This window comes from Thermogladius sp. KZ2Tp1 (assembly GCF_051131135.1).
Classification (GTDB): Archaea; Thermoproteota; Thermoprotei_A; order Sulfolobales; family Desulfurococcaceae; genus Thermogladius.
Map to the genome: position 1 here is coordinate 299,115 of NZ_CP151274.1, position 22,482 is coordinate 321,596.

Here is a 22,482-nt window from a genome sequence, read left to right on the forward strand (position 1 = left end):
AAAATAGAGAATAGGGTGATAACTCTCATAAATGAAAACACAGGCATAGGTGCGAAAATAGTAAGTTATCTAAAACAACTTACGGGGAGAGATCTCACTAGCTGTAGTGCACAGAAAACAGGCAAGTCTGAGAGGAAAGCCGATATTAAAGTAAATTGTAACAATGCTACCCTGTACATCTCAGTCAAATCGTACGAGCCTAAAGCCGACTATAATCACGTAGAGAGAGGCTATGTAGACGATTATAGGAATAAATGGAACCTGCCGGAGTCTGTCTATAAGGCACTGAAGTTATTTGTAGGAGAAGTAGACGAGAAAGGTACTCCTCTGCCGAGGCAACAGTTCGTGGATAAAGCTAAGGAAATTTCTAGTAATGTAGACCTCATCATAAACGAGCTTAATGAAAGGGCCAGACAGGGTCTAATAGATGAAAATGAAAAACGAGAACTAATGAAAGAAGTTGAGAAGAAAGGGGTAACCCCAGGATTGATCGGTAAAATGAGAAGATTGACCTTTAATCAAATCAACCACATAGACGAGCAATTAGTTCGAGACGTTCTAAGCTTCTTTAAACAAAATAAGAAATTTGTCGTGAAAAATATACTTGTCGGCGACTTAAACGAAGATTGCCTATTTTTCTTAGTAGTGAAAATTGAAAGAAACACGTGCTGCTATTATATTGCGGAAGCAAGCAGAGTAATCGAAATATATTCTCAGGGAGAGGTTACAATATCGAAGGAGGGAAGCTTACTTATTGGAAAAGTCGAGTTACAAAGGAAAGGAGGCAACAGATGGACTAAAGAAAGAAAATGGTGGGACGTAGCAGCAAACCAAATACAATTTAAAATATCTCCATCAGAGATAACCAGAGATTTTAACACAGTAATGATAGATTGTGAAATGTGTTATGAACATGAATAACTTATGAGACGTAATCCATATATTTCTACATGTTAACCTAGCTGGAAGGGGTTAAGGTAAACCGGGAGAGCTAAGTGTGACGAATAGGAGAGACACGTGAGCAGGCTCTGAGGGGCATAAGGTGGTTTGCTTCCTTACATATAGTACCCGGACGGCTCTCACATTACGCGGGTGACCAGGTTTAAGGGTTTTGGCAGTATGCGATTACACTATGATTAGAGGGTCTAAAGAGGCTTGGACTAAGGCGAGGTACGGGTGTAGCTACCATTTATTGTGGACTACCACAGCCTAGAGTGTCTATAGTAGGTTGCCCGAAATGACCGTTGAGAGGTGTTACCCTGATGAAGATGATCATATAGAAGAGGCGTCTAGAGCCGAGCTCGACCAACGCCTCGACCGGTTGATCCGGCACATTATCTAGCCGTGCTGGTAGGGCAAGCGTGCTGAGCGTAGTACATCTGGTGTCTCTACTAGCTGATCTAGTCCGTCTCGATCATCGACCACCTATAGCTAATAACTTACATGGGTTGCCTAGTCAGGACCTACTAATGCGTAAATTATTACTAGACCATCTAGAGTGTCGTTTCGCCCCCGCTGGTAAAGCGTTTCATGAACTTCTACACGAGTCTATGATGAGGCGAACACCAGCTAACTCCACACCAGGCTGGTTGATCATGTAGGGATTAGACCGTCTGACCCTGCTAGGGACATTAGGTCTTGTCCTCGAGTAGCCCGTTAGCAGTTCTACGGACCGACCATCTGTGGTAGCAGATCTAGAGCATTAACTAGCATGCTTAACCATTTCACGTCTACATGAACAATCATTAGATGGTGTGCCCTCGATAATAAGTTAGTGGTTTCGATCGTCCCTCGAGATCATTAGGAGTTGTAAAGGGATTGAGCAGGTATTCTGGAAACTTCCCAAAGTCCTACGTTCCGCCGGATCGTGGAGCTCGAGGTGACCTCTCGAGCCTCGAGTAGTAGTCGCATACATGTGTGAGGGGGCACCCTGTGCACTTGGGGCTTCGGGCTCTGCAGTACTTTCTCGCTATGTCGAAAACCCCGTAGTTGAACTCCCTGGCTAGCAGCGGGTCGCTGGGTACTAGGGCTCTGGCGAAGTCCCAGAGCCGGGGGTCCCTGTGCGGCCTCCTTCTCGTCGACCTGACGCCGAACACCCTCTCGATAACCCTTATCATGTTCGTGTCTAGGAGAGGCTCCGGCCTGCCGCAGGCCGCTAGCAGGACCTCCGACGCAGCGTAGTCCCCCACGCCCGGGAGCTCCTTGAGCTCTTCCCTGCTACAGGGGACCCTGCCCCCAAACCTCCTCTCGATCTGCTCGGCCAGCTCCTTGAGTTGCCTGGCCCTCGCGTGCTCCAAGCCCAGGGGCCGTATGAGCTCCCTCACCTCGTCCTCGCCGGCGGACAAGAGGGCTCCCGGGCTGGGGTAGCGCTTCAGGAACTCCTCGTAGACCTTAACGACCTGGCTCTTGGTCGTCCTCCTCAGGAGGAAAGCCGCGACGAGCACGTGCCAGGGGTCCCTCGCGGCCCTCCAGGGCAGGCTCTTATCCCCGTGGCTCCTGTACCACTCGACAACGGCCTCCCGGAACGCCCTAACCCTATCGTTGAATCCCGGGTCGAAGAACCGCACCCTTCAAACCCTTTGAGCCCGCAAGCCATCTGTTAAACACGGAGCATAAGGATAAATACCTAACCTCTGGCGATGGGCTCGTCGGCACATAGCCTTGGATGCGAGCTTAGACCTGAAGTCATGCGAGCAGGTGCATAAAGAACACGTGGGTAGCACTACTCCACGTACATACTCCGGGTTTGAGCTTGAGGTGTGTGAGGATGAAGTGTTGGAGGTTTCAGGAGCCAGGCTGGTCTCCTTTTCGTCGCCGTAACGGTGGGGCTTCGGCTGATACTGCTCCTAGAGGGGGTACAATTTGTGTGAACAAGCCGTTAGTTCTTCCGTCTCATAACCAGTAGGTGTTCTGTTGGTGTCCTCTCGTCTGGCAGCCCTCTCGCCGGGCTTATTCTTGTGTTGAACAGTCCGGACACAGCAACCTAACTTGAGATTTACATGGACGCCGTCTCCGATGCCGAGAGGCTGTAGTAGTTTAAGAGGGCCCTTGATAAGTGGTGGAGCCCACATATGAACATAGTAGCCTTCGACGCGGTTAGACCGGTGACACTCCCGGTACTAAGGGCGTGCATCGCTACCAAGAACCCACCACACTCTACGGCCCCGGAGTTCGCGGGTACAGACTTCTTGGAGACTACAAGGGTCTTGGGAAGGCTTGCAGGGATGTGCTGAACTCCGTGGTCTTCACAAGCGGCGTGACAATCTCAGGAGCCTAAACAAAGGGGCTCGGAAAAGTGGTAAACAGGGGTTACAGCGACTCCCGTGCCGGTGTTCCCGCCTTAATTAGATTCTAGAAGACGCCGGGAATGTAGACGGGGCTTTCTACCGTGTTATAGCTCGAATTTGATGAAGGGCTGTCTCCCGCTGTACTTGAGTCTGCCAGGTCTGCCCTCTTCGGACTGCCCCGGCTTCCTGAGTATGAAGAGCTTCTCGTGGTATATCAGTAGGAAGTCCCTGTTCTTGACCCTGCTCCAGACCTCTCTCGTGGTCTTCATCTTGTGCTGGACCTTGATGACCTCCTCTTTGAGGAGGAAGCCGGCGTCCAGGAAGGCCTGGAGCACGTAGTGTGATATCGGGACGTAGTGCTTGTGCACCCTGGTGTCGCCTACCAGTATAGCGCAGTACTTCCCCGGCTTCAAGACCCTGTAGAGCTCCCCGGCCACCTCCCTCACCCACCTCAGGTACTCCTCGAGGTCTCTAGCAGCAGATAGGTCGCCCTCGGGCCTCTCCCCGCCCCCGTAGTCTATAATGTTGAAGTACGGCGGGTGTGTAGCAACCAGGTCGACGCTCTCGCTCCCGAGGAGGCTCAGCCTCCTGGCGTCGCCGTGGTATGCCTTGTACCAGGCCCTCTCCACGTCCTCCGGCGTAGCGTCCCCGAGAGCCGGGCCCGCACCTCCGCCTCTCGCCACGGCCCGCTCCCTCAGCCTCTTCAAGTACTCCGCGAGGGCCTTCTCGAGGTAGTAGAGCCTGTGGAGAGCGAGCATGACCGCGTTGTAGTTTATGTCGACGCCGATCGAGTTCCTCCCCAGGAGCTTCGCCTCTATCAGCGTAGTCCCGCTGCCCACCATGGGGTCTAGCACTACGTCACCGGGCCTCGTGTACATGAGTATAAGCGCCCTGGGGATCTGAGGCGCCCAGTTGCCCCTGTAGTCCCCCCTGTGGGTGGCCCAGCCCCCCCTGACCGGGAAGCTCCAGACCGTCGTCGACACGTCGGTGAGCTCCTCTGGGAGGGGGTCGAGCCGCTTGACTTCTATAGGGTCGAGTCTTATCACCTGGTCTTCGACGACGACCTCTCTGTTCCTAGAGACGAACTCGAGGTACTCGCTTATAGGGACCTCCCGCATCCCCACCACTCCTGGAGATGTGCCGGAGCGGCGACGAGTCTACACTAGCACCCTGTAACCAAGTAGTCTAGAAACCCGATAAAACCGGAGTGCCCGGGCTGGGGTCGCCGGACCCGCCCAGACCCCGTAGACAGGAGGCAGGCCCTCAAGCTGCGCCGGCGCGAAACAGCGTTCTCGGGTAGGGAGGGGGTGAGGGCGGTCCACGCTGTTACTTCACGACGACGTAGACCCGGGTCCTCCTCGTGTGAGAGGCCGGCTTCACGAGCCCCTTCTCCTCGAGTAGCCTCAGGACCTTCTTGGCAGTGCTCACTTTGACCCCGTACTTCTGCGCTATAGTACTTGGGGTTACGTACGGGTCCTCGGCTCTCGCGATCTCCTTCTCGACCTTGGCCAGCAACTCCCCGGTCAAGTCCGGCGACGTCAAGGCGAGCTCGGGTGGTAGAGCCTTCTCGGCTTTCTCCCTCTTCTTCGACATCGACCCACCCTTCAGGACATCTGGATTCGACAGGGGTTTTAAATCATTAACGCCCACAGGAAACATCGCATAATCGCTCACCCGGGAGACTGAAGAGACGTACAGGCACCACATGCAAACCGTTTATTTCGTCGAACCCGTAGCAACTACTGGTGGCCGTGTGAAGAGGGTCGCAGCGTACGCAATAGCCGCCGTGCTGGCCTTGGCCGGGGCGCTACTGTGGGCTGCCCTCCAGGCCAGGCCCCAAGGCGGGTCGGCAGCGCCTACCCTAACGACTACACCGGCTACTACTCCGCCGCTCGCTACTCTGACGGGTTCGCCGGTCAGCGCGGCTCCGCCGTATGGTCAGACCACGCACGCGCCCCCACCAGGGAGCTACACGGTCGTGGTCGCCCAGCCCCCCTTCGGCTCCCTGGCCGTCCAGCCCTACTACACCGTGTCGTTCAACGAGAGTGAGGTCCGCGCAGTACTCGACCTGCTCAAACAGTGGAACTTAACTGGGGTCGACTACGCTAAGTGGGCTAACAAGAGCCTCGACAAGCTCGCGGTCCTGAGAGTCGGGTTCGTAATAGCCAACAAGGGGGGTTCCAGCGTCTCTTTCTACGCTGGCGGTTGTGCGTGCAACACCGCCCTCCAGGCGCACCTTGTTCTCGTCGAGGGGGGCGGTGTCGTGGCGGTGCCGTACGTAGACTGCCAGGTGTTGTGCCGTAGAGGCCTCCTCCCAGGCGGCGTGTTCTACTCCAGGGAGTTCGTGTTCCTCGTAGAGAGGCCGTTCAAGGGCGTGTTCAAGTACGGGACCATTGGCGGCACGGAGTTTTGCTCAGACAAGACCTGCGTCAAGCCCGAGGGTACCTTCGAGGTTGTCGTCAGCTGACCCGGCAGAGGCGTCGGTTTATTTCTTTGTGTGCAGTAGAATTAGAATGGTGGTGAAAGTTGGTCAAGTGCCCCTACTGCGGCTACGAGGCGGACGTCTCGGCCTTCAAGCTACTGAGGGAGCCTTGGAGGTTCCGCTTCTACACAGTGATGAGGCTGGAGTGCCCGAGGTGCCACAAAGTGTTCAACTACTACTCGGGTGTGTCCCCGAAGGGTAAAAAGTCCGAGTTCGTGGTCAGGGTAAAGCCGCGGAAGTGACGGAGGGGGCGCCTATCGGCGTATTCTTTACTCGCCCCCACTACCGCTTTTTAGGCGCGCTATGACCTCGACTTCGATGTCGACCCCCCTGGGCAGGTCCGAGACGCCGACGAGGCTCCTGGCCGGTTGGCTCTCCCCGAAGTACTTCGCGTAAACCTCGTTAAACTCGCCTACGCGACTCAGGTCCCTCAAGTAGACGGTCACCTTGACCACGTCTCTGAGCGTGCCCCCCGCGTCCTCGACTATGGCCTTGATGTTCTCGAGCACCCTGGTAACCTGGCTTCTGAAGTCGCCCCTGACCACTTCGCCGGTGGCCGGATCTACGGGTATCTGCCCCGAGACAAGCAGCCAGCCGTCCACTAGTACGGCTTGGCTGTAAGGGCCTATCGGCTTCGGTGCTCTACTAGAGTAGACAGGCCTCGTAGACAGCACCCCCGTGTTAACCACGAGACTAGACCGCTTAATCAAGTTTACGGGGCGGCCAAGTAAGACTCGAGTAGCGCCAGGGCTACCGCGAGTACGACTATAGCGGATGTGGGCACAGCCGCGTAGACGCTCCTCCACGTCCTCGACGGCGCCTCCTCGCGAACATGAAGAGTGTGCCGAACCCCGAAGTAGGAGTGTGGTAGACTAAGGACCAGAGCGGTTACTCTCAGCAACCTGTCCGCGTGGACGGCCCTGGGGTTGGGTATCAGTTGTAGCGGCGTCAGCATACCGTAGCCTGTGATCACGTGGACCGCCCATTCTCGCACCGCTATGGTCTCTTGCAGTACAGCCTAATTACTCGGCAAGCCACTCCCCCTGCTCGTCGCACCGACTCGACGGCCCACGCAGGTCCATGACCGCCTTCTTGACGACCTCTATTAGGTAGCCCTCCTCGCCCGGCAGTCCCGCGCCAACTAGTTGGCCGTCCACTATGAGCTACGGTAACTCGTTCTCGCCCTCCTCGACTTCTAGCTGGATGTTGTCGCACAGCTCTCTCTCGAGCAGGTCCTTCACCTCGAGGAGCCAGCTAACTAGGGTGTACCTCAAGTAGTTGTCTCTCCCCCTTACCTTCACGGCAAGCAACGCTAACCCTCCGTAGCACTACGCTAAAGGAGGGCTCTACCGGCTCCTTTCTCGCCTTAGTAGTGGTATTCTTGTAAGGTTTAAAGGAGGTTACGGAGATGAGTATTCACGTACGCATATGTAGCGGTTTTTGAGAGTATGTAGACGCCAGCGACGGGAAGCCTGGGCCGGTGGTCTACTTGAGCCTGTTAGCCGCTGTACTGGCGTCCCTTGTGTGGAGCCTGAACCCGGCCGTGATATCGCGATATGGTAGGAGCTTGAAGCCCCTAACCTTCACCGGGCTAAGGGCTCTCATCGCGGTCGCGCCTCTACTGGTGCTCATTCCCTTCAGACCGGTGGCGTTGAACGCGACCCCATACGGGTGGCTGGTGATCGCGCTGTCCGCCTTGCTCGGCCCAGGCCTAGGCGACTCTCTATACACCCTCTCCATAAAGAGCGTGGGGGGCTCCCTAGCCGTGACGGTGAGCTACACGTACATCTTCTTCACCCAGCTCTTCTCCCTAACCATGGCCGGCGAGGCCGTGAGCCTCAAGGCTGCCCTGGGCGGGGTGCTGGCCTTCACCGGTATCGCTGTAGCGACTATCGGCTCGAACAACTCTAGGGGGCAGGGCAAACTCGCCACCGGCATACTCGCGGGTCTCGGCGCCGGCGTGCTGTGGGGGCTGGCCACAACACTGGTTAAGATAAGTCTGCGCTTCCTGCCGGACGTGGTCTCTCTCACAGTTGTCCGGCTGGTACTCATAGCCTTATTCCTGACACCGGTTGGCTACGTCCTCGAGGGCTGGTACGACCGGCGGTCTCTCAGGGACGTTATCAAGGCGGGGTTGGTCACAGGGATCCTCGGCTGGACGATCGGGATGTACCTATTCATCTACTCGATCAACACCGTGGGCGCGTCGCTGACCGCCGTGGCAACCGCTTTCACGCCCGTCCTATCCCAGTTCACCACAAGGCTGGTGTCCCGGGAGAGGGTCGCCTTAAATCACGTCCTCGGCTCGATCGCCGTGTCGCTAGGAGTAGCCCTGAACTACGTCTGAACCCGGCCGTCTAGTTTAAGGTCGGAGACGAGTAAGATTGCACCGGGATGAAGAAGGCTGTACTCGCTGAGGCGTGAAGAGTCCTTTAAAAACTGACCACTGGCCAACGGAGGCGTAACGGGCTCGACCACGTTTAAAGAGCCCACTGCGGGAATTAGTTGTTGGGAGCGGCCACTATGGAGTCAACACCCGGTTCGATAAACCCGCGTCAAGCGTACAGGTTTTGTCTCGACGAGGCCTTTAGTCTAGAGGTCTACAGGTCTCTGTCGAGGTTGGAGAAGGACGAAGAGAGGAGGAGGATTTTGAGCAAGCTTGCGGAGGACGAGGAACGGCACTACGAGTTCTGGAGAGAGTACGCGGGCAAAGACTGTAGGCCCGGTTACTGGAGGGTGTGGCTCTTCAAGCTCAGCTACGTGCTCCTGGGCCCCCTGTATACGATCAAACTGCTGGAGAGGGGTGAAGAGAGCGCTATTAGAGAGTACACTAGCCTGCTGGGCGCGTTGAGTGGGGAGGCGAGGAGTACCTTAGAGGCTCTGATCAAAGACGAGGAGTCCCACGAGAAAGAGCTTATCGGAATACTCTCAGACCCCAGGTTGAAGTACTTGGGCTTCGTGGCCCTAGGGCTAGCAGACGCCATCGTGGAGATAACGGGCGTCAACGCGGGGTTCCTTGGGGCCACCGAGAACACGGTCATCGTTGGCTTAGCGGGCTTAATAGTGGGCTTCTCCGCCGCTCTCTCCATGGCGGGGGCGTCGTACCTCCAGTCGAAACACGAAAAGAGGGTCTCGCCCACTAAGAGCGCTGTGGTCACGGGGCTGGCCTACATTTTGTCGGTCCTCCTACTCGTAGCACCCTTCTTCACCATGAGGAGCCTGCCAGCCGCCTTCGCGGCGAGCGTTACCGCCAGCGTACTGCTCACGGGGGTCTTCACGTACTACTCGAGCGTAGTCGAGGACAAGGAGTTTAAGAGGGAGTTTCTGGAGAGCCTCTCCCTCCTCCTGGGCATCGCTCTCGCGAGCTACCTCCTGGGCGCTGCTCTGAGTAGGCACCTCGGTATTTCCACGGGTCTCTAGGCCGTCACTTCTTTTCCAACTCGCTGAAGAGCCAGCTCAGGTCGACGGGCCTCCTCCTCTTAACACCCCCGCTCACTAGGCCGTGGGAGATCAGGGGCAGCGCTATAGTGGCGTCGACGTAGACCACCCTCTTCTTCGCTTTCGGCGAGACCTTACCCCAGCTCACGGCCTCCTCGAGTGTGGCGCCGCTGAGCCCGCCCCACTGAGGGCTGTCGGTGGTGAACTGGACGACGTACTCGAGCGGCTTGTGGTAGTCGTGTTCGCCTCGCTCGTACTCTGCGACGAGGGTGTTGGCAACTGCGACGAGGTTCACGTAGTCCTTGGGGACGCCGCCCCCGATGTAGATCGCGGAGATCTTTTTGCTCCTGAGGCCTATCTCCACCAGCTGCGCGAAGTCCTTCACCATGTCAAGGACTATTCTGTGCCCTCTCCTGTACTTGAGGACGGCGGCGATACCGTAGCCGCTGTCTACTAGCGCCGGGGAGAAAACCGGTACCCCTGCTCTGTAAGCCGCGGACACTATCGAGTCTATCCCCTTCTCGTTCAGGAACTTGCCGAACAAGTATAGGAACTCCATCGTCGAGTAGACGCCGCCCTCTGGGAGGGTCTCGATGAACTCTCCGATCAGGCCCTCCATCTGCCTGTACTCGAGTTCGTTGACCACGGTGTCGTAGAACCTGTCGAACTTCCGCTCGAGCAGCTTAGCGTCGTCTACCGTCGGGTAGGTCTTGTAGTACTTGAAGCCCATGGCTTCCACGATATCCTCGCTTATGTTGGCCCCGGTGGAGACTAGGACGTCCACGTACCTGTTCTCTACAAACCACTTCACTATCCTCCACATCCCGGCCGTGCTCATTGACCCCGCTAGGCCCATGAAGATCGTGTTGTCGGGGTCCTCGAACATGTCTATGAGTACCCGGTACGCCTCCCCCAACGCCCTACCCTGGAAAGAGACGTCGCTCATCTCCAGCAGGAGCTGGTGGACGGTCCTCTCCTTAACCTCTAGAGTCTTCACCTCACCTAGGGTAAACTCCTCCACACCTCCACCCCAGGAAACCTATCTCTGGAGTCTTAAAAATGAAATCCTTCGCGTAGGTTTAAAACATCAATCGGCCGATTATAATCATTATTGAAGGGGGCCGTAGTCTAGCCTGGCTAGGATGCGGGGCTTGGGCCCCCGTGACCCGGGGTTCAAATCCCCGCGGCCCCATATGCGTCGAGACCGGTATTCAACCCGCTCCTTCTGGACACGGTCAGCGATCACAACACTACCGCTAGAACTAGTGATATTACGGACATTGGGTAGAGGTACTTAATGAGGAACTCTACTGCCTGGTCCGGCCTATACCTCGGCAGGCTGTTGTCCACTATTGTGAGCACCACGTATACGGCGAGGTACTTCAGTAGAACCGCCGTAACCGGCAGCAGGCCCGACCCCTGGAAGGGCCAGGGGCCTCCGAGGAAGAGCAGGGCGAAGAACAGGGGGTAGACTATCCTCTCAGCGAACTTCGCGAACATGCCCAACGCGAGCCTCGGACCACCCAGCTCGGTGAACAAGCCCCAGTAGATTTCCGCCTCGGCCTCGGGAGAGTCGAAGGGCTTAACCATCAGCAACGCCATGACAGCTATGAAGGAGGACGCCGCGGCTAGCGCCATGGAGGCCGGGTTCTCCGCCCACAGTCTGTACGAGAAGTTGCTCGTTAGGTAGACTGAGTACTCTGTACCCTCGTGCCTAGCCGCTATCACTAGGGGTACTAGGAACGACAGGACGTAGGGGGGCTCGGCGGCTATCAGGAGGGCCAGGTACCTCGCGACGCCTACGGAGGTGTACGGGTTGGGGTTGGAGAGCGCCAGGTACGCTATCGCGAACGGTACGAACGCTAGCAAGTAGAGCACTACCACCGCGTCGAAGGGCGCGTAGAGGGGCTTCAGCGCCAGCGGTGTGAGTAGTGCGACGCTCGAGAGAGCGCCTATCGCGAGGGAGATCACTACTAGAGGTGGTATGTTGAGGCCGAAGACGTTGTAGACGTCCTCCTTAGCGAGCAGCTTTACCAAGTCGGCGAGGGGCTGCAGTAGCCCGAAGGGGCCTGAGTGTATAGGCCCCCTCCTATACTGGATCCTAGCAGACAGCTTCCTGTACAGCCACTGGGTGAATATGATCAGTAGGACTACGAAAACGAGCCCTGGGTAGACGAGCGACTCGAATAGGAACCAGATCACCTGGTGAACCATATCACGACACCCGCTATAAGCAGGGCTAGCATGAGTAGGTAGCCGACGAGGTACCAGTCCACGACTAGGCCTCTCGACGTCCTCTCGACGACCCTGAAGCCCCTCCTGAAAGCCCTTGAATAGATGTCCTTGACGAGTTCAACGAGGCTGGGGAACTCGGGCTTGTCCACTATAAAGCCCGAGAAAACGATCTTCCTCTTTACCTCGTCCTCCTCGGCCTCCCTTCTACCGGCCACACGTTGGAAGAGCCAGTAGAAGACGAAGTACACCACAAGGCCCGTGAGAGCGGTGGCCGCCGCGACGACTGCTGTCAGGGTGTAGAGGTCTAGGAGCATGGCCGTCACCTAATCGAATATCTTCTTAGCCCACTCCTCGAACTCCGCCGAGACACCTCTCCTCGCCTCCTCGCCCTCGAACGCCTCGGCAAAGATCCAGTGTACGTAGAACTTCTTCCTCTTTTCGTCGACGTCCACCACGACCGTACCCGGGGTATTGGTTATAGAGTTCGCGATCGTGACCACGGCTATCTCGCTGTTCACGTAGTAGGGCACCTCGACAATAGCCGGCTTCAGCCCCGGGTCTCTTGACAGTATCGCTTTAACTACCGAGTAGTGGGCGAGGTACTCTATGATCGTGAAGTACTTGAGAGCGTACTTAACGGCCTCGAAAAACCTCCTTACACTGAGCTTGCTCTCGTCTTTGACGAGGTCTACCCCTATCACCCTACTTAAGGCTAGTCCTATGCCGACCGCTATAAGGACCTCGACGACGCTGAGGGTCCCAGTGTACACTAGGTATACGAGGGCTATAGAGAGTCCCACCACTAGGAGCCTCTTCACTCCTCTTCCACCTCCAGCTTGTTGATCATCAACGTCTTGTAGTTCACGCCAATGTTGTACGCGACGAGGGAGAGGAAGATCAGCTCTGCTAGTCCTATGACTATAGCTGTGACGATGAGGACCTGAGGTATCGGGTCGACGCTTATAGACGAGAACTCTCTCAGCTGACCGCTCGAAGGGAAGGCGAAGTCCTCGAGTGAGCCTCCCGGGTAGACGGGTGGCGAGATCGCCCTCAAGTAGTAGCCGAAGAGGACCGCCATGACGTTGGCGGCGTCGGTCAAGATCGTTAGCAGCACTAGTTTCTTAACGATGTGCGGCCTGACAATGATCCCGTAGATCGCCACCCCTATCGTTACACCAACCGCGAAGACTATTAGGTAGAACAGGGCCTCCGCGATCATTCCCTACCACCTGTTACGGTGTCTATGATGATTAGGGCTAGCGTGAAGCCGGTCGAGACAGCGGTAAACTCCAGGACGTTCAGTATCATGAGGGTACCGGAGAACAGGAAGATGCCGCCCCAGGGCAAAACCACGTAAGCCGGGTAGCCTATAGGGGAGAGCTGCGGCTTCGGCTGGTTCTGGAAGAGGAAAGCAGAGACTCCCGTGAGTAGGCCGACAACCAGAACTATGGAGCCGACGACCGTGATCAGGAACACGGCTAGCGATCTCGCGAATACTAGTGCGTTTGCCCTGAACCCCTTCCCCTCCAGCATTCTCCGTCCAAACACTAGTAGGTACAGGAAGGGGGCGACCGCGAAAATGGAGCCTCCCTGGAAGCCTCCGCCAGGGGTTAGATGCCCGTGAAGCGCGACAGACACAGAGACGGCGACTATGACGGGGAAGAGTATCTTCGTGATCACCCTGGGTATCACCGTGGAGACGGAGCTTTTATCCTGCCCACTACCTAAACCGGCCAGGTAGAGCACCCCTATGATCGCTATGAACAGGACCGAGGTCTCGAAGTAGGTGTCGTACCCCCTCTGGTCCCATATAACGCTGGTCACTACCTCCGGGCTCCTGCTAGTGAACGGCGAGCTGGGGTCTGGCACGGCTCTCAAGTAAAGGTTTGCCAGCGGGATGTTGCCGTATGTCAAAGAGACCACGTCAGCCCTCACCAGGTAGTAGGTCAGTAGAACCCCTAGGAGTATGGAAAGGACCAGCCCTACCTCCTCTAGCGCACCCCTACTCCTCATACCTCTCACCCCCTCTCAGGGCGTACAAGAGGATCGCCGAGTTGAGGCCTAGGCCTACGGCTATATACGCGATGAGCAGGTCGGGGGCCAGGAAGCTGGCGAGTATAATGGAGTAGAAAAGCGACTCGACACCCGAGATGATTATGGTCTTCAAGACGTCTCTCTCGTAGACTATTTTTATCGTGGCGATCAAAGCCATTACCGCGCTGAACGCGCTGAGTAGAAGGATGATGACGGGGGTCATTCGAGGCCGGCCTCCTTTAGTTTGTCTTTAATTAGGGGTCGGGGTGCGGCCTCGCCGGACCTGTAGGCAGCTCTGGCGAGGATGTGCGAGCCTGTAGGGGAGGCGAAGACCACGAGAGCCGCCGAGACGATCGCGACGCCGAATATGTAGTACTTCAAGTAGCCGGGTACGTCGAGTGAGAGCGTTAGTAGTGCTAGGCCGACCAGTCCGTAGACCCCGCCGCCTATGGACCCCACCGTGGCTGGGTGTAGTCTAAGAAAGAAGTTCCTGAACCGTAGGAAGCCGACCGCACCGATCAGGGAGAGTACCGCGCTTAAGACCATCAGGGAGGAGCCTAGTACGAACAGCAGCACGTCTATCACTTCTTCCTCACCTCCAACAGGTACTTCGCGACCACGAAGTCGAGTAGCAGAATCCACGAGGCCAGGGGGATCGCACCGATCGCGAGCATTGGAGACTCGTAGTACAAGGCTATCAAGAGGTAGATGATGATAAGGTCTACTGTCATGACGTCTAGTGCTAGCACCATGTCTGGGACCGTCGGCCCCCTCAGTACGACTATGCTGTAGATGGAGTAGGCGAGGCCGTAGACCCCCAGTACGACCGGCAACACGTAGTTCAGTAGAGACGGGTCAACCACTGGCCTTCACCTCCTTGGTCACGTAGAGGTCCCTCTTCACCGTCACGAGCGTGTAGTCCCCTCTGGAGAGCTCGACCGGGCTCTTGAGCGTCGTGGACTTGTCCCTAGTGTAGAGCTCGAAGCCGGTCACGCTCGTCATGTAGAGGGCGTCAAACGGGCAGTACTCGACGCAGAGGGCGCAGAAAGTGCACTTGTGGAGGTCTATCCTGGGGAACCTCCTCCTGGGGTTCTGGGGGTACTGGCCGGGGACCTCGACCATGTCGATCGCGTTCGCTGGGCAGACCAGCTGGCACATCGAGCACCCCGTGCACTTCGACATGTCGAGTATGTGAGCACCTCTCATTCTGTCCGTCTTGAAGGGCCCCGTCTCGGCTGGGACTAGTCTCGTGTAGGGCCTCCTGAAGAGGTACTTGACCGCCTCGGCTATTGTGGAGAGTACCATGGTATCACCTGTCTATATCGGGCGCGCACGGATCTAGGGAGGCGAGTACCACCGGGAAGTCTGCTATTGTCACCTCCTCGTTCTTTATGATGTAGTCCAACACCGTCGTGAGCAGTGGCATCGAGGGGCTCTTGAACCTCACCCTGTACGGCGACCTCCCGCCAACGCTCGTGACGTGAACGGTGTACTCGCCCCTCGCCGACTCGACTCTCGCATACCCTCTCCCAGGAGGTGCTGTAAGGGGTATTTTTACCCTGTATGGGCCGCCTGGTCTCACTTCCATGGTCGCCTGCCTTATGATCTTAAGGCTCTCATGGACTTCCCTGAACCTCACGAGGGCCCTGTCGTACGCGTCACCGACCTCTCCAACCGGTACCTCGAAGTTGACGCTGTCGTAGCGCTCGTATGGTGCGAGCTTCCTCACGTCGTAGGCTAGCCCGCCCCCTCTTACGACCGGGCCTGTGGCGCCGAGCCTGAGGGCCGTCTCGCCCTTGATCACGCCGACCCCTCTCGTCCTCCTCTTGAAGACCCTGTTCCCCAGCGCCGCCTTCTCCACGTCCTTGACGAGGTCCTCGACGCGGTAGGTCAGGTCAAGTGTTCTACTCTGAAAGTCCTGCGGCACGTCGCTCCTGATACCGCCGGGGACGCTGAAGTTGTGGTATATCCTGTGACCGGTGACCCAGGCAAACCACTTCAGTATCTCTTCCCTAGCTGCGAGGGCCCAGTAAGCCGGTGTCCTTAAGCCGACAGAGCCTAGCATGAAGTGGGTCCAGAACATGTGAGACGCTATCCTAGAGAACTCGGCCTGTATCATTCTGAAGTACTTGGCCTTAGGGGGCGGGTCCACCTTGAACACCATGTCAAGCGCCTCTGCGTAGGCGACCTCGAACGGGTCGGGGTCCTCGACGCAGAACCTGTAGGACAGGACGTAGCTGTTCTCCCACTTCCTGTTCTCCATCATCTTCTCGAAGCCGCGATGGAGGAAGCCGGGTATTAGCTCGGCCCGTACTACCCTCTCCCCCTCCATTTCTAGCCTGAACCCTACGTTCCCCGGCGCTCCCGGGTGCTGCGGCCCGAAGTACAGCATGTAGCTACCTGCCATACTTGTCGCCCCCGTAGAACGTTTTGACGATGTAGGTAGCTGTGTCCACGTCCTTCCTCAGAGGAGGGGGGCCCTCCCAGTTGCCGTCGAGTATCCACTTCCTAAGCTCCGGGTGGCCCTTGAAAACAACCCCCATCATCTCGTAGACTTCTCTCTCGATGAACAGGGCGTTAGGGTAGAGGTCGTGAACGCTTTCAATCTCAGGCTCGGACCTCGGCACGAAGGTCTCCAAAGCAATTTGGGACGAGTCGTCCTTGTTTTCTACGAAGTAGTACAGCTCTATGACGCCGTTCTTGGGGTAGTCGACTGCGTCGATGTTGGAGAGTAGTACGAAGCCCTTCTCCTTGAGCTCCGATAGGGCTGTCTTCAGCCTCTCTCTTCTCACGCTGGTCACGCAGAGCTTAGCCCTCTCGTACATCTCCTCGCACTCGGGGTAGGTCTCCTTGAATGCGTAGTTGAACGGGGGCTGGGGCTTGGCAAAGTACTCCTCCCGCCACTTCCTCTCGCCCTCCTCGACCCTCGCGATAAACTCCTCGGCGTCCTTTAGCTTGTCTCCCTTCAAGCCCTCGTAGATCTGCCTCCTGAGGTCTGTGATCAGGGCCGTCCAGTCGTCCGGCATTGGCATGCAACCGGGGACCCAGCCGGAGACCGTGAAGAAGTCGTCCAGCCTCTTGTAAGTCGCGTACGAGTCCCAGTAGAGGCCTCCAGTGGCGGTACAGTTGCAACCGGCCACCACGAACTTCGGGTTCGGGGTCTGCCTGAAGAGGTTTATCATCAGCTTCACTGTCTTCCTCGTCAAGTAGCCCATTCCAGCTACGAAGTCTGCCTGCCTAGGCGACGGGACAGGCATGTAGCCGTAGCGCTCCCAGTCCAACGGAGACGTCACTAGGGGCGGGAACTCCACTGCCCCGCAGGCAGCGCAGTAGTGTATCATCCAGGGGCTCCTCGACCTAGCCCAGTCTACGAGCCTCTTAAGCAAGCTAGCCATAGGAGTACACCACCTCCGTTGTCTTCTCCAAGGCCGACCCAATGTATGAGAGCCTGTTCAGCATGGATTCGACAGAGGAGGAGACGGCGGCTTGTACCTGGTTGTAGAGAATTCCGAGAAGCAAACTGGCCAGGGCGAAGTAGAGCACGAGGGCCATCAAGTACCTCGGCGGTTTTTCTGCTGCCTCTCTAGTTTCCGTTGTCACGAGGGGCGGTAGTACCTTCATGAACCCTATTAAAGCCATTACGGAGCCCACGGGTAGGCTGACCAGGGTTATGAGCGCCGGCACGCTGTTCGACCCGAGGGACTCTAGTGCTACCTGGTATAGCTGCAACTTGGCCATGAACAGCGCTGTGGGCGGCACGCCGACGATGTTGAGCACCCCGATCATGAAAGAGGCCGCTAAGGGCCAGCTCTTCCTCAAAACGCCGACTCGCAACCTCGTCGCGTAGCCGCCGACTAGGAAGATGATGGGCTTGACGAAGGCGTGTGCTATTGCGTACGCCATTAAGACCGGTAACCCTCTCGCACCCATTGACAGGGCTAAGGCCATGAAGCCCGAGTCCAGTATCACGGTGTAGCCTGCCACCCTCAACAGGTCCCTCGACGCCAGTAGCCCTGCACCGGCGACCCCTACAGTGAGCCCTCCGAGAATTGCCAGCATCAACTGGATGTAAGGCGGGATGCCGGAGTATATCGTGTAGTAGACCCGGGCTATAACGTAGAAGGCCACGCCCTCAGCCAGGCCGCTCAAGAGGGAGGACACCACGGGCGGCGCGTGAGTGTAGGCCTCGGGCAGCCAGAAGTGGAGGGGGGAGATCGCGGACTCGGCCAGCATCGACCACGTGATTATGAAGAGGGGCAATAGTATGGCGAGCTGCACCTGACTAGTCCTTCCCGCGGGCGGGGCGGTCCCTGAGACCATGGCCGCGACGTGGCCTATGTTCAGGGAGCCTGAGACGTAGTAGATTAGTACTGCCGCGAAAAAGAACAGCGTGCCAGCGACCATGCCGACTATGGCGTACGTGATCGTTGCCCTGTAAGCACCTCTCGTCTTGGACGCGGATATAAGGACGAAGGCAGATATGGTGAAAACCTCTAGCATAACGAACATGTTGAACACGTCCCCCGTGTAGACGACCCCTAGTAGGCCGGCCTCCAGGCCGAGTAGAGCAGAGTAGAAGTACTCGTTGTCCTCCACAAAGACGGGGGAGACAGGGGTCAGCACGGCGAACAGCGACGCTATCAGTAGACCAAACAGGGCCGAGAAGCCGTCGACAACGTAGGCTATGCCGACGGGGATCGGGAAGCCGCCTATAGTGTACACGAGGACGCTGCTGGAAGCGGCCCTGTAGACCTCTAGAGAGCCGTAGAAAGCCGCGAGAGTGGCTATTAGAGCCAGGTCCCTCGATACCGACCTCTTAACACCCAAAGCTCTCAGTAACGGGAGGAGAAATGCGAAGCCGATCAAAGCGTACGGTATGAGAGGCGGGTACAAATCGACGCCCAGCAATTTAAACACCGTTTGTAAGTCCTACCGTATACTAGCTCGTCCAAAGTTTAAAATTTTGGTTTAATTAACCGTATAAAAGACGTGTTACGCAGATATTTACAACTCCTTATAAGAGAACCAGGAACGTACGGTCTCTCTCGAAGCCGTAGAACCTCACCCTAAACCAGGTGAGTACCTCCATCTGACCCGCACTATTGCGACCCCAGGTCTCCGCGGGAAAGAACGACCGATCTCCCGGTCTCGGTGTTGAGGGTGTCCGTGATCGCGTCCTGGCGTGCTCCGCTAGCTTAGCTAAGGGGTTTGCTGTTGAGCTCCCGTGACAAAAAGCGTTCTGAGTGCGGCGGCCGGGATTTGAACCCGGGATTTCCGGCTTGGAAGGCCGGCGTCCTAGTCCAGGCTAGACGACCGCCGCCTAGTCTCTATCTTACTGTCAGGAGTTTATATTCAATTCCGGCAGACCAGGGCCTGAAGGGATTTAACCCCGTTCAACGAATAGCATAGATTGGCCGCCGTAGTATAGCCCGGTCAAGTATGCGGGCCTTTCGAGCCCGTGACCCGGGTTCAAATCCCGGCGGCGGCACATGCTCTCCCCCGCGTTAGGCGATTATTTAACAGTGTAAATCCAGTCTCGTTCTTAGGGGTTACTATGAGAGAGCTGTCCTCGATAAGGCTCGTCGTCTTAGTGGACGACTACGCCGGGTTCACCGAGGGGCTGCTCGGCGAGCACGGGTTCAGCACCTTAGTCGAGTTGAGGTACAGTGACGGGCTGGTAAAGAGGGTCTTGTTCGACACCGGCGCCACGAGTAGGGTCCTACTGTTCAACGCGAGAAGGCTTGGCCTGGACTTGGGGCTCGTAGACTATGTGGTTGTTTCGCACAGGCACTGGGACCACACGGGGGGCCTTCCTGGAGTAGCAAAGGTCAACCAAAAGGCGACAGTGATAGCCCACCCGGGGATCCTGGAGCCGGCCTACTCCGTCGGCGAGCAAGGCCTAAGGTATATAGGGCTCACGGATGAGTCTAGGGGGGCCCTGGAGAGGTTTAGGACCCTACTCACGAAAAGCGCGTTCGAGTTAGCACCAGGCACGTGGTTCCTCGGGGAGGTCGAGAGGTACTATGACAACAAGTACGCTGTGAAAGGCTTTAAGAAGCTGAGAGAGGGTGAGCTCGTCGACGACCCTGTACTCGACGACACCGGCATGGCTATCAGACTAGGCAGTACAACGCTCGTCCTAGCTGGTTGCTCGCACAGCGGTATTTCAAACATTGTGAGAAAAGCTAGGAAGGCCGCGGGCGGGGACGAGCTTGTAGTCCTGGGCGGCCTTCACCTCGCTAACGCGGACGCTGAGACTGTTAGTAGAGTCGTAAGCGAGCTCGAGAACGAGGGCGTTGAGGAGGTCTACGCAGGCCACTGCACCGGTTTAAGAGGCGAAGCCGAGTTGCTGAAAGTATACGGCGACAGGATGAGGAAAATCCACAGCGGTTTTACAATTACCGCAGAAGCTGAGTAAGCACCCTGGGACGTGTTAAAGGCAATCAACCTTTTTTCGTCAAGTTCCTCAAGTAGAGGAAGTAAGACGCGAGCAGCAGTACTGCTGTCCAAGCAGCCAGCAGCAAACTGTCGACCGCGACGTCGACTTCTGGTGTATAACCGAAAGCCCACCTATACAGCGAGGTAGCGATAGATAGAGGTGAGTACGAGACTGCGTCGGAGAACCCCCCGAATCTCGCGGCAATAACCCGTGGGGGGTAGAAGATATTGGAGAAGAAGAACAAGACGTAGTAGACCACCGACCTTATTGTGGCCTGCAGGTTGAAGTCCCTTGTCACCGTCGACAGAGCTATTGAGAGACCCGACATCGCGAAGGAGAGGGTTATCGAAGTGTAGGCCACCACCAACCACGCGTACCCGCTGGGGACGCCGACGAGCAGCATCGCCAACACGATGAACCCGGACTGGTATATGAGGCCCCTCAAGGCGCCACCAGTGAACCTGCCCAGTACGAGCTCTACCCTCGACACAGGTAGCGACAATAGGTAGTCCGACACCTCCCGCCTGAGCTCCACGCCCACCTCCCTCCCTATACTGAAGCTGGATATGAACAGCGCTAGGGAGAGTATGCCGGGCGTGACGAACTTGATGTAGTCGGGTATAAGGCTCCTGTTGATCATGTTGTTGAACAACAGGCCGAAGATCACTATGTCCGCGACGTTCATCACTATTTGCCCAGCTAGCCAGAACCTGTAACTCCAGAACCTCTTCAAGTCCCTAGCGGCTATGACGAGTACGCTCTTCATTTCAGACCTTACCTCCAGCCACCCGCCTCGAGTTTATGCGAGATGACGTATATCGCCAAGTACGAGAAGCCCGCTGCGAGCCCCACGATGTAGGCTACCTGGCCCTGGGGTGGGAGGCTAGCGTAGACCACGTACTCGGGTAGGAACAAAACCCTCAGGAAGTCGGAGACGCTCGATATGGGGTTGGCGAGCGACGCGTAGTAGTAGGGTAGCACCTTCGCTATTACCGGGGCCGGGTAGAACACCGTGCTGAGCCTGACGAGGAGGGCGTCGATAACCCCCATTAAGATGTCTGTGGCATCGGTTGACTTGACGCTCAGGACGACCGTTATTACCAAGCCTACTACCCCCGCCGAGAACAAGTATATGGCTGCGAGGGATACGAGGACGTAAAAGGCGTTGTCCGGCCTGATCATGAACATTATGAAGGCGTACATCGGGAGGGTGAAGAGGAACGAGGCCACCGACCCTCCCAGGACGCGCCCCAGGGCTAGCGTGCTCCTCTTCACCGGGAGCGCCAAGTGGTACTCTACAATACCTTCGTCGAACTCGTCTGCGATCTCGTAACCCCTAGCTATACTGACAGAGTAGACAAGCGCCGTGAAGACGCCGAGGAGGTAGAAGTCGTAGTAGTTGAGACCCGGGAAGGACCTGACGAGCAGGGAGATGCTAGTACCGAATACTATGACCTGTAGTATGAACCACGTTGTCCTCATAGCCACGAAAAGAGTCTGGCGTCTGAGCTTCCTAACGTCCCACTCTATCACGTGGAGGAGGTCTACGAGGTCTCGGCTACTGACTGCTCTCAATGAGCCTTGCCCCCGTAAAGTACATGAAGACGTCGTCTAGCGTGGGCTCTTTGATCATCAGCGACTTTACCTTAACCCCGGCAGACCTCAACATGTCCGCAACGAACAAGGCCTTCTCCTCGGCTCTCTCGACGAAGACCCTTATGACGTTGCCGCTATAGTCGACCCTGCCTATCTCGCTCAACATGTTCAATAACCTGTCCCTCAACCCGTCGCCCTCGATCGTGACCTCTATTACGTCGCCCTTGGGTATCTTGTCCTTTAGGCCGCTAATAGTGTCGACCGTGACCAGCCTACCCTTGTATATGATGCCGATCCGCTCGCAGACTTTCTCGGCCTCGAACATGTCGTTCGTGGCGATTATTATAGTCGAGCCCTCGTCTCTCATCATCTTAATGATATCCCAGAGCTTGTGCTTCGTGGGCACGTCTACCTGGGCCGTGGGCTCGTCCAGTATAGCCAGCCGCGGCCGCTGGATGAGTACCTTTGCTAACTCGACTTTCTTGCGCGTGCCCCCGCTTAGCTGGTAGAAGTACTTGTTCCTGTGATCCCACAACTCGAGAGTCTCCAGAACCTCTTTAACAACGTTCTTGGCCTCCACTCTGCTGAGCCCGACCACTCTAGCATGCCACTCCAACATGTCCTGTACTTTGTCTATCCACAGCGCCTTTGGGTCCTGGAACGCTATCCCGACAAGCCTCCTTACCTCGTAGTCCTCCTTCGTCACGCTGTGGCCGTACACGTATATGTCGCCACTGGTCGGCTTGTAGACTGTCGCTATCGTGAGCAAGGTCGTCGTCTTACCGGAGCCGTTTGGGCCTAGGAAGCCGAAGATCTCCCTGTCGTATATCTCCAAGTTCAAGCTGTCCACGGCAGTAAAGCTCCCGAATCGCTTAGTAAAGTTCACAATCCTAACAGCTGAGGTCTTGCTTGACATGGTAAGCGCCTTAAAGAGCCGAGCCTTCATGCGTTAACGAGACACTCTTAACATA

Annotated in this window: 30 protein-coding genes and 3 tRNA genes; 9 read left to right on the forward strand and 24 right to left on the reverse strand. The window is 56.8% G+C overall.

Annotation, left to right across the window (positions count from 1 at the left end):
- Positions 1–15 precede the first annotated feature (15 nt).
- Complete coding sequence (locus tag WLZ34_RS01540) at positions 16–921, forward strand: hypothetical protein (protein ID WP_434731612.1); 906 nt, start codon at positions 16–18, stop codon at positions 919–921.
- A gap of 929 nt (positions 922–1,850) precedes the next feature.
- Here the strand turns inward: WLZ34_RS01540 and WLZ34_RS01545 are convergent.
- Positions 1,851–2,567: an A/G-specific adenine glycosylase gene (locus WLZ34_RS01545; protein ID WP_434731613.1), complete on the reverse strand. Its 717-nt coding sequence runs from the start codon at positions 2,565–2,567 to the stop codon at positions 1,851–1,853.
- Positions 2,568–3,071: 504 nt separating this feature from the next.
- On the opposite strand from WLZ34_RS01545, the gene WLZ34_RS01550 reads away from it, so the two are divergent.
- Entirely contained in the window at positions 3,072–3,233 is a 162-nt protein-coding gene (locus WLZ34_RS01550; RefSeq protein ID WP_434731614.1) for a hypothetical protein, read from the forward strand.
- A gap of 158 nt (positions 3,234–3,391) precedes the next feature.
- Here the strand turns inward: WLZ34_RS01550 and WLZ34_RS01555 are convergent, their stop codons facing one another.
- Together WLZ34_RS01555 and WLZ34_RS01560 are read right to left on the reverse strand one after the other, a co-directional pair.
- Positions 3,392–4,405 carry a DNA methyltransferase gene (locus tag WLZ34_RS01555; RefSeq protein WP_434731615.1) on the reverse strand — a complete coding sequence of 338 codons (1,014 nt, stop codon included), beginning with the start codon at positions 4,403–4,405 and terminating at the stop codon, positions 3,392–3,394.
- A gap of 208 nt (positions 4,406–4,613) precedes the next feature.
- Complete coding sequence (locus tag WLZ34_RS01560; protein ID WP_434731616.1) at positions 4,614–4,880, reverse strand: 30S ribosomal protein S25; 267 nt, start codon at positions 4,878–4,880, stop codon at positions 4,614–4,616.
- 160 nt (positions 4,881–5,040) lie between these two features.
- Between WLZ34_RS01560 and WLZ34_RS01565 the strand changes: the two genes are divergently transcribed.
- Together WLZ34_RS01565 and WLZ34_RS01570 are read left to right on the forward strand one after the other, a co-directional pair.
- On the forward strand, positions 5,041–5,754 hold the full coding sequence (locus WLZ34_RS01565) for a hypothetical protein (RefSeq protein ID WP_434731617.1): 714 nt from the start codon (positions 5,041–5,043) through the stop codon (positions 5,752–5,754).
- A 59-nt stretch (positions 5,755–5,813) separates the two neighbouring features.
- Positions 5,814–6,011 carry a hypothetical protein gene (locus tag WLZ34_RS01570; protein ID WP_428725166.1) on the forward strand — a complete coding sequence of 66 codons (198 nt, stop codon included), beginning with the start codon at positions 5,814–5,816 and terminating at the stop codon, positions 6,009–6,011.
- Positions 6,012–6,038: 27 nt separating this feature from the next.
- Here the strand turns inward: WLZ34_RS01570 and WLZ34_RS01575 are convergent, their stop codons facing one another.
- From WLZ34_RS01575 to WLZ34_RS01590, 4 genes are read right to left on the reverse strand one after another with little or no spacing between them, the layout of a single operon-like run.
- Positions 6,039–6,479: a RidA family protein gene (locus WLZ34_RS01575; RefSeq protein WP_434731618.1), complete on the reverse strand. Its 441-nt coding sequence runs from the start codon at positions 6,477–6,479 to the stop codon at positions 6,039–6,041.
- A gap of 2 nt (positions 6,480–6,481) precedes the next feature.
- Complete coding sequence (locus WLZ34_RS01580) at positions 6,482–6,742, reverse strand: hypothetical protein (protein ID WP_434731619.1); 261 nt, start codon at positions 6,740–6,742, stop codon at positions 6,482–6,484.
- 49 nt (positions 6,743–6,791) lie between these two features.
- Complete coding sequence (locus tag WLZ34_RS01585; protein ID WP_434731620.1) at positions 6,792–6,926, reverse strand: hypothetical protein; 135 nt, start codon at positions 6,924–6,926, stop codon at positions 6,792–6,794.
- 6 nt (positions 6,927–6,932) lie between these two features.
- Complete coding sequence (locus WLZ34_RS01590) at positions 6,933–7,079, reverse strand: hypothetical protein (RefSeq protein WP_434731621.1); 147 nt, start codon at positions 7,077–7,079, stop codon at positions 6,933–6,935.
- Between the two features lie 179 nt (positions 7,080–7,258).
- On the opposite strand from WLZ34_RS01590, the gene WLZ34_RS01595 reads away from it, so the two are divergent.
- Positions 7,259–8,116, forward strand: coding sequence for a DMT family transporter (locus WLZ34_RS01595; protein WP_434731622.1), 858 nt, complete (start codon positions 7,259–7,261; stop codon positions 8,114–8,116).
- Positions 8,117–8,277: 161 nt separating this feature from the next.
- A complete protein-coding gene (locus WLZ34_RS01600; RefSeq protein WP_434731623.1) occupies positions 8,278–9,189 on the forward strand; it encodes a VIT1/CCC1 transporter family protein in 912 nt (303 codons plus the stop codon).
- 4 nt (positions 9,190–9,193) lie between these two features.
- On the opposite strand, the gene WLZ34_RS01605 is transcribed toward WLZ34_RS01600, so the two are convergent.
- Positions 9,194–10,228 (reverse strand): deoxyhypusine synthase, encoded by a 1,035-nt coding sequence (locus WLZ34_RS01605; RefSeq protein WP_434731624.1) that lies wholly within the window; start codon positions 10,226–10,228, stop codon positions 9,194–9,196.
- A 96-nt stretch (positions 10,229–10,324) separates the two neighbouring features.
- Here WLZ34_RS01605 and WLZ34_RS01610 point away from each other — a divergent pair.
- Positions 10,325–10,399: transfer RNA gene (locus tag WLZ34_RS01610), tRNA-Pro, on the forward strand.
- A gap of 50 nt (positions 10,400–10,449) precedes the next feature.
- On the opposite strand, the gene WLZ34_RS01615 is transcribed toward WLZ34_RS01610, so the two are convergent.
- The 13 genes from WLZ34_RS01615 to WLZ34_RS01675 form a co-directional block, all read right to left on the reverse strand.
- A complete protein-coding gene (locus tag WLZ34_RS01615) occupies positions 10,450–11,421 on the reverse strand; it encodes a complex I subunit 1 family protein (protein ID WP_434731625.1) in 972 nt (323 codons plus the stop codon).
- Positions 11,406–11,756: a hypothetical protein gene (locus WLZ34_RS01620; protein ID WP_434731626.1), complete on the reverse strand. Its 351-nt coding sequence runs from the start codon at positions 11,754–11,756 to the stop codon at positions 11,406–11,408. Before WLZ34_RS01620 ends, WLZ34_RS01615 begins: the two co-directional genes overlap by 16 nt.
- A gap of 9 nt (positions 11,757–11,765) precedes the next feature.
- Positions 11,766–12,260 carry a Na+/H+ antiporter subunit E gene (locus WLZ34_RS01625; RefSeq protein ID WP_434731627.1) on the reverse strand — a complete coding sequence of 165 codons (495 nt, stop codon included), beginning with the start codon at positions 12,258–12,260 and terminating at the stop codon, positions 11,766–11,768.
- Positions 12,257–12,661 (reverse strand): sodium:proton antiporter, encoded by a 405-nt coding sequence (locus WLZ34_RS01630; protein ID WP_434731628.1) that lies wholly within the window; start codon positions 12,659–12,661, stop codon positions 12,257–12,259. Before WLZ34_RS01630 ends, WLZ34_RS01625 begins: the two co-directional genes overlap by 4 nt.
- Positions 12,658–13,455, reverse strand: coding sequence for an MnhB domain-containing protein (locus WLZ34_RS01635; protein ID WP_434731629.1), 798 nt, complete (start codon positions 13,453–13,455; stop codon positions 12,658–12,660). Before WLZ34_RS01635 ends, WLZ34_RS01630 begins: the two co-directional genes overlap by 4 nt.
- Entirely contained in the window at positions 13,445–13,699 is a 255-nt protein-coding gene (locus WLZ34_RS01640; RefSeq protein WP_014737286.1) for a Na(+)/H(+) antiporter subunit B, read from the reverse strand. The genes WLZ34_RS01635 and WLZ34_RS01640 overlap by 11 nt, the downstream gene beginning before the upstream one ends.
- Entirely contained in the window at positions 13,696–14,061 is a 366-nt protein-coding gene (gene mnhG / locus WLZ34_RS01645; RefSeq protein ID WP_434731630.1) for a monovalent cation/H(+) antiporter subunit G, read from the reverse strand. Before mnhG ends, WLZ34_RS01640 begins: the two co-directional genes overlap by 4 nt.
- Positions 14,058–14,339 carry a monovalent cation/H+ antiporter complex subunit F gene (locus WLZ34_RS01650; protein WP_428726826.1) on the reverse strand — a complete coding sequence of 94 codons (282 nt, stop codon included), beginning with the start codon at positions 14,337–14,339 and terminating at the stop codon, positions 14,058–14,060. Before WLZ34_RS01650 ends, mnhG begins: the two co-directional genes overlap by 4 nt.
- Positions 14,332–14,781: a 4Fe-4S binding protein gene (locus WLZ34_RS01655; RefSeq protein WP_434731631.1), complete on the reverse strand. Its 450-nt coding sequence runs from the start codon at positions 14,779–14,781 to the stop codon at positions 14,332–14,334. The genes WLZ34_RS01650 and WLZ34_RS01655 overlap by 8 nt, the downstream gene beginning before the upstream one ends.
- Before the next feature lie 4 nt (positions 14,782–14,785).
- A complete protein-coding gene (locus WLZ34_RS01660; protein WP_434731632.1) occupies positions 14,786–15,883 on the reverse strand; it encodes an NADH-quinone oxidoreductase subunit D in 1,098 nt (365 codons plus the stop codon).
- Positions 15,873–16,871, reverse strand: a complete 999-nt coding sequence (gene nuoB / locus WLZ34_RS01665; protein ID WP_434731633.1) for an NADH-quinone oxidoreductase subunit NuoB — start codon at positions 16,869–16,871, stop codon at positions 15,873–15,875. Before nuoB ends, WLZ34_RS01660 begins: the two co-directional genes overlap by 11 nt.
- Entirely contained in the window at positions 16,864–18,384 is a 1,521-nt protein-coding gene (locus WLZ34_RS01670) for a proton-conducting transporter transmembrane domain-containing protein (RefSeq protein WP_434731634.1), read from the reverse strand. Before WLZ34_RS01670 ends, nuoB begins: the two co-directional genes overlap by 8 nt.
- A 336-nt stretch (positions 18,385–18,720) precedes the next feature.
- Positions 18,721–18,796: transfer RNA gene (locus WLZ34_RS01675), tRNA-Gly, on the reverse strand.
- Positions 18,797–18,889: 93 nt separating this feature from the next.
- On the opposite strand from WLZ34_RS01675, the gene WLZ34_RS01680 reads away from it, so the two are divergent.
- Both WLZ34_RS01680 and WLZ34_RS01685 read left to right on the forward strand, forming a co-directional pair.
- Positions 18,890–18,964 (forward strand) — tRNA-Glu (locus tag WLZ34_RS01680).
- A 66-nt stretch (positions 18,965–19,030) separates the two neighbouring features.
- Positions 19,031–19,894: an MBL fold metallo-hydrolase gene (locus WLZ34_RS01685; protein WP_434731635.1), complete on the forward strand. Its 864-nt coding sequence runs from the start codon at positions 19,031–19,033 to the stop codon at positions 19,892–19,894.
- A 25-nt stretch (positions 19,895–19,919) separates the two neighbouring features.
- On the opposite strand, the gene WLZ34_RS01690 is transcribed toward WLZ34_RS01685, so the two are convergent.
- The 3 genes from WLZ34_RS01690 to WLZ34_RS01700 are packed head-to-tail and all read right to left on the reverse strand — an operon-like array spanning position 19,920 to position 22,427.
- Positions 19,920–20,681, reverse strand: a complete 762-nt coding sequence (locus tag WLZ34_RS01690; protein WP_434731636.1) for an ABC transporter permease — start codon at positions 20,679–20,681, stop codon at positions 19,920–19,922.
- 8 nt (positions 20,682–20,689) lie between these two features.
- Positions 20,690–21,490: an ABC transporter permease gene (locus WLZ34_RS01695; RefSeq protein ID WP_434731637.1), complete on the reverse strand. Its 801-nt coding sequence runs from the start codon at positions 21,488–21,490 to the stop codon at positions 20,690–20,692.
- Positions 21,474–22,427, reverse strand: a complete 954-nt coding sequence (locus WLZ34_RS01700; RefSeq protein ID WP_434731638.1) for an ATP-binding cassette domain-containing protein — start codon at positions 22,425–22,427, stop codon at positions 21,474–21,476. Before WLZ34_RS01700 ends, WLZ34_RS01695 begins: the two co-directional genes overlap by 17 nt.
- Positions 22,428–22,482: the final 55 nt, after the last annotated feature.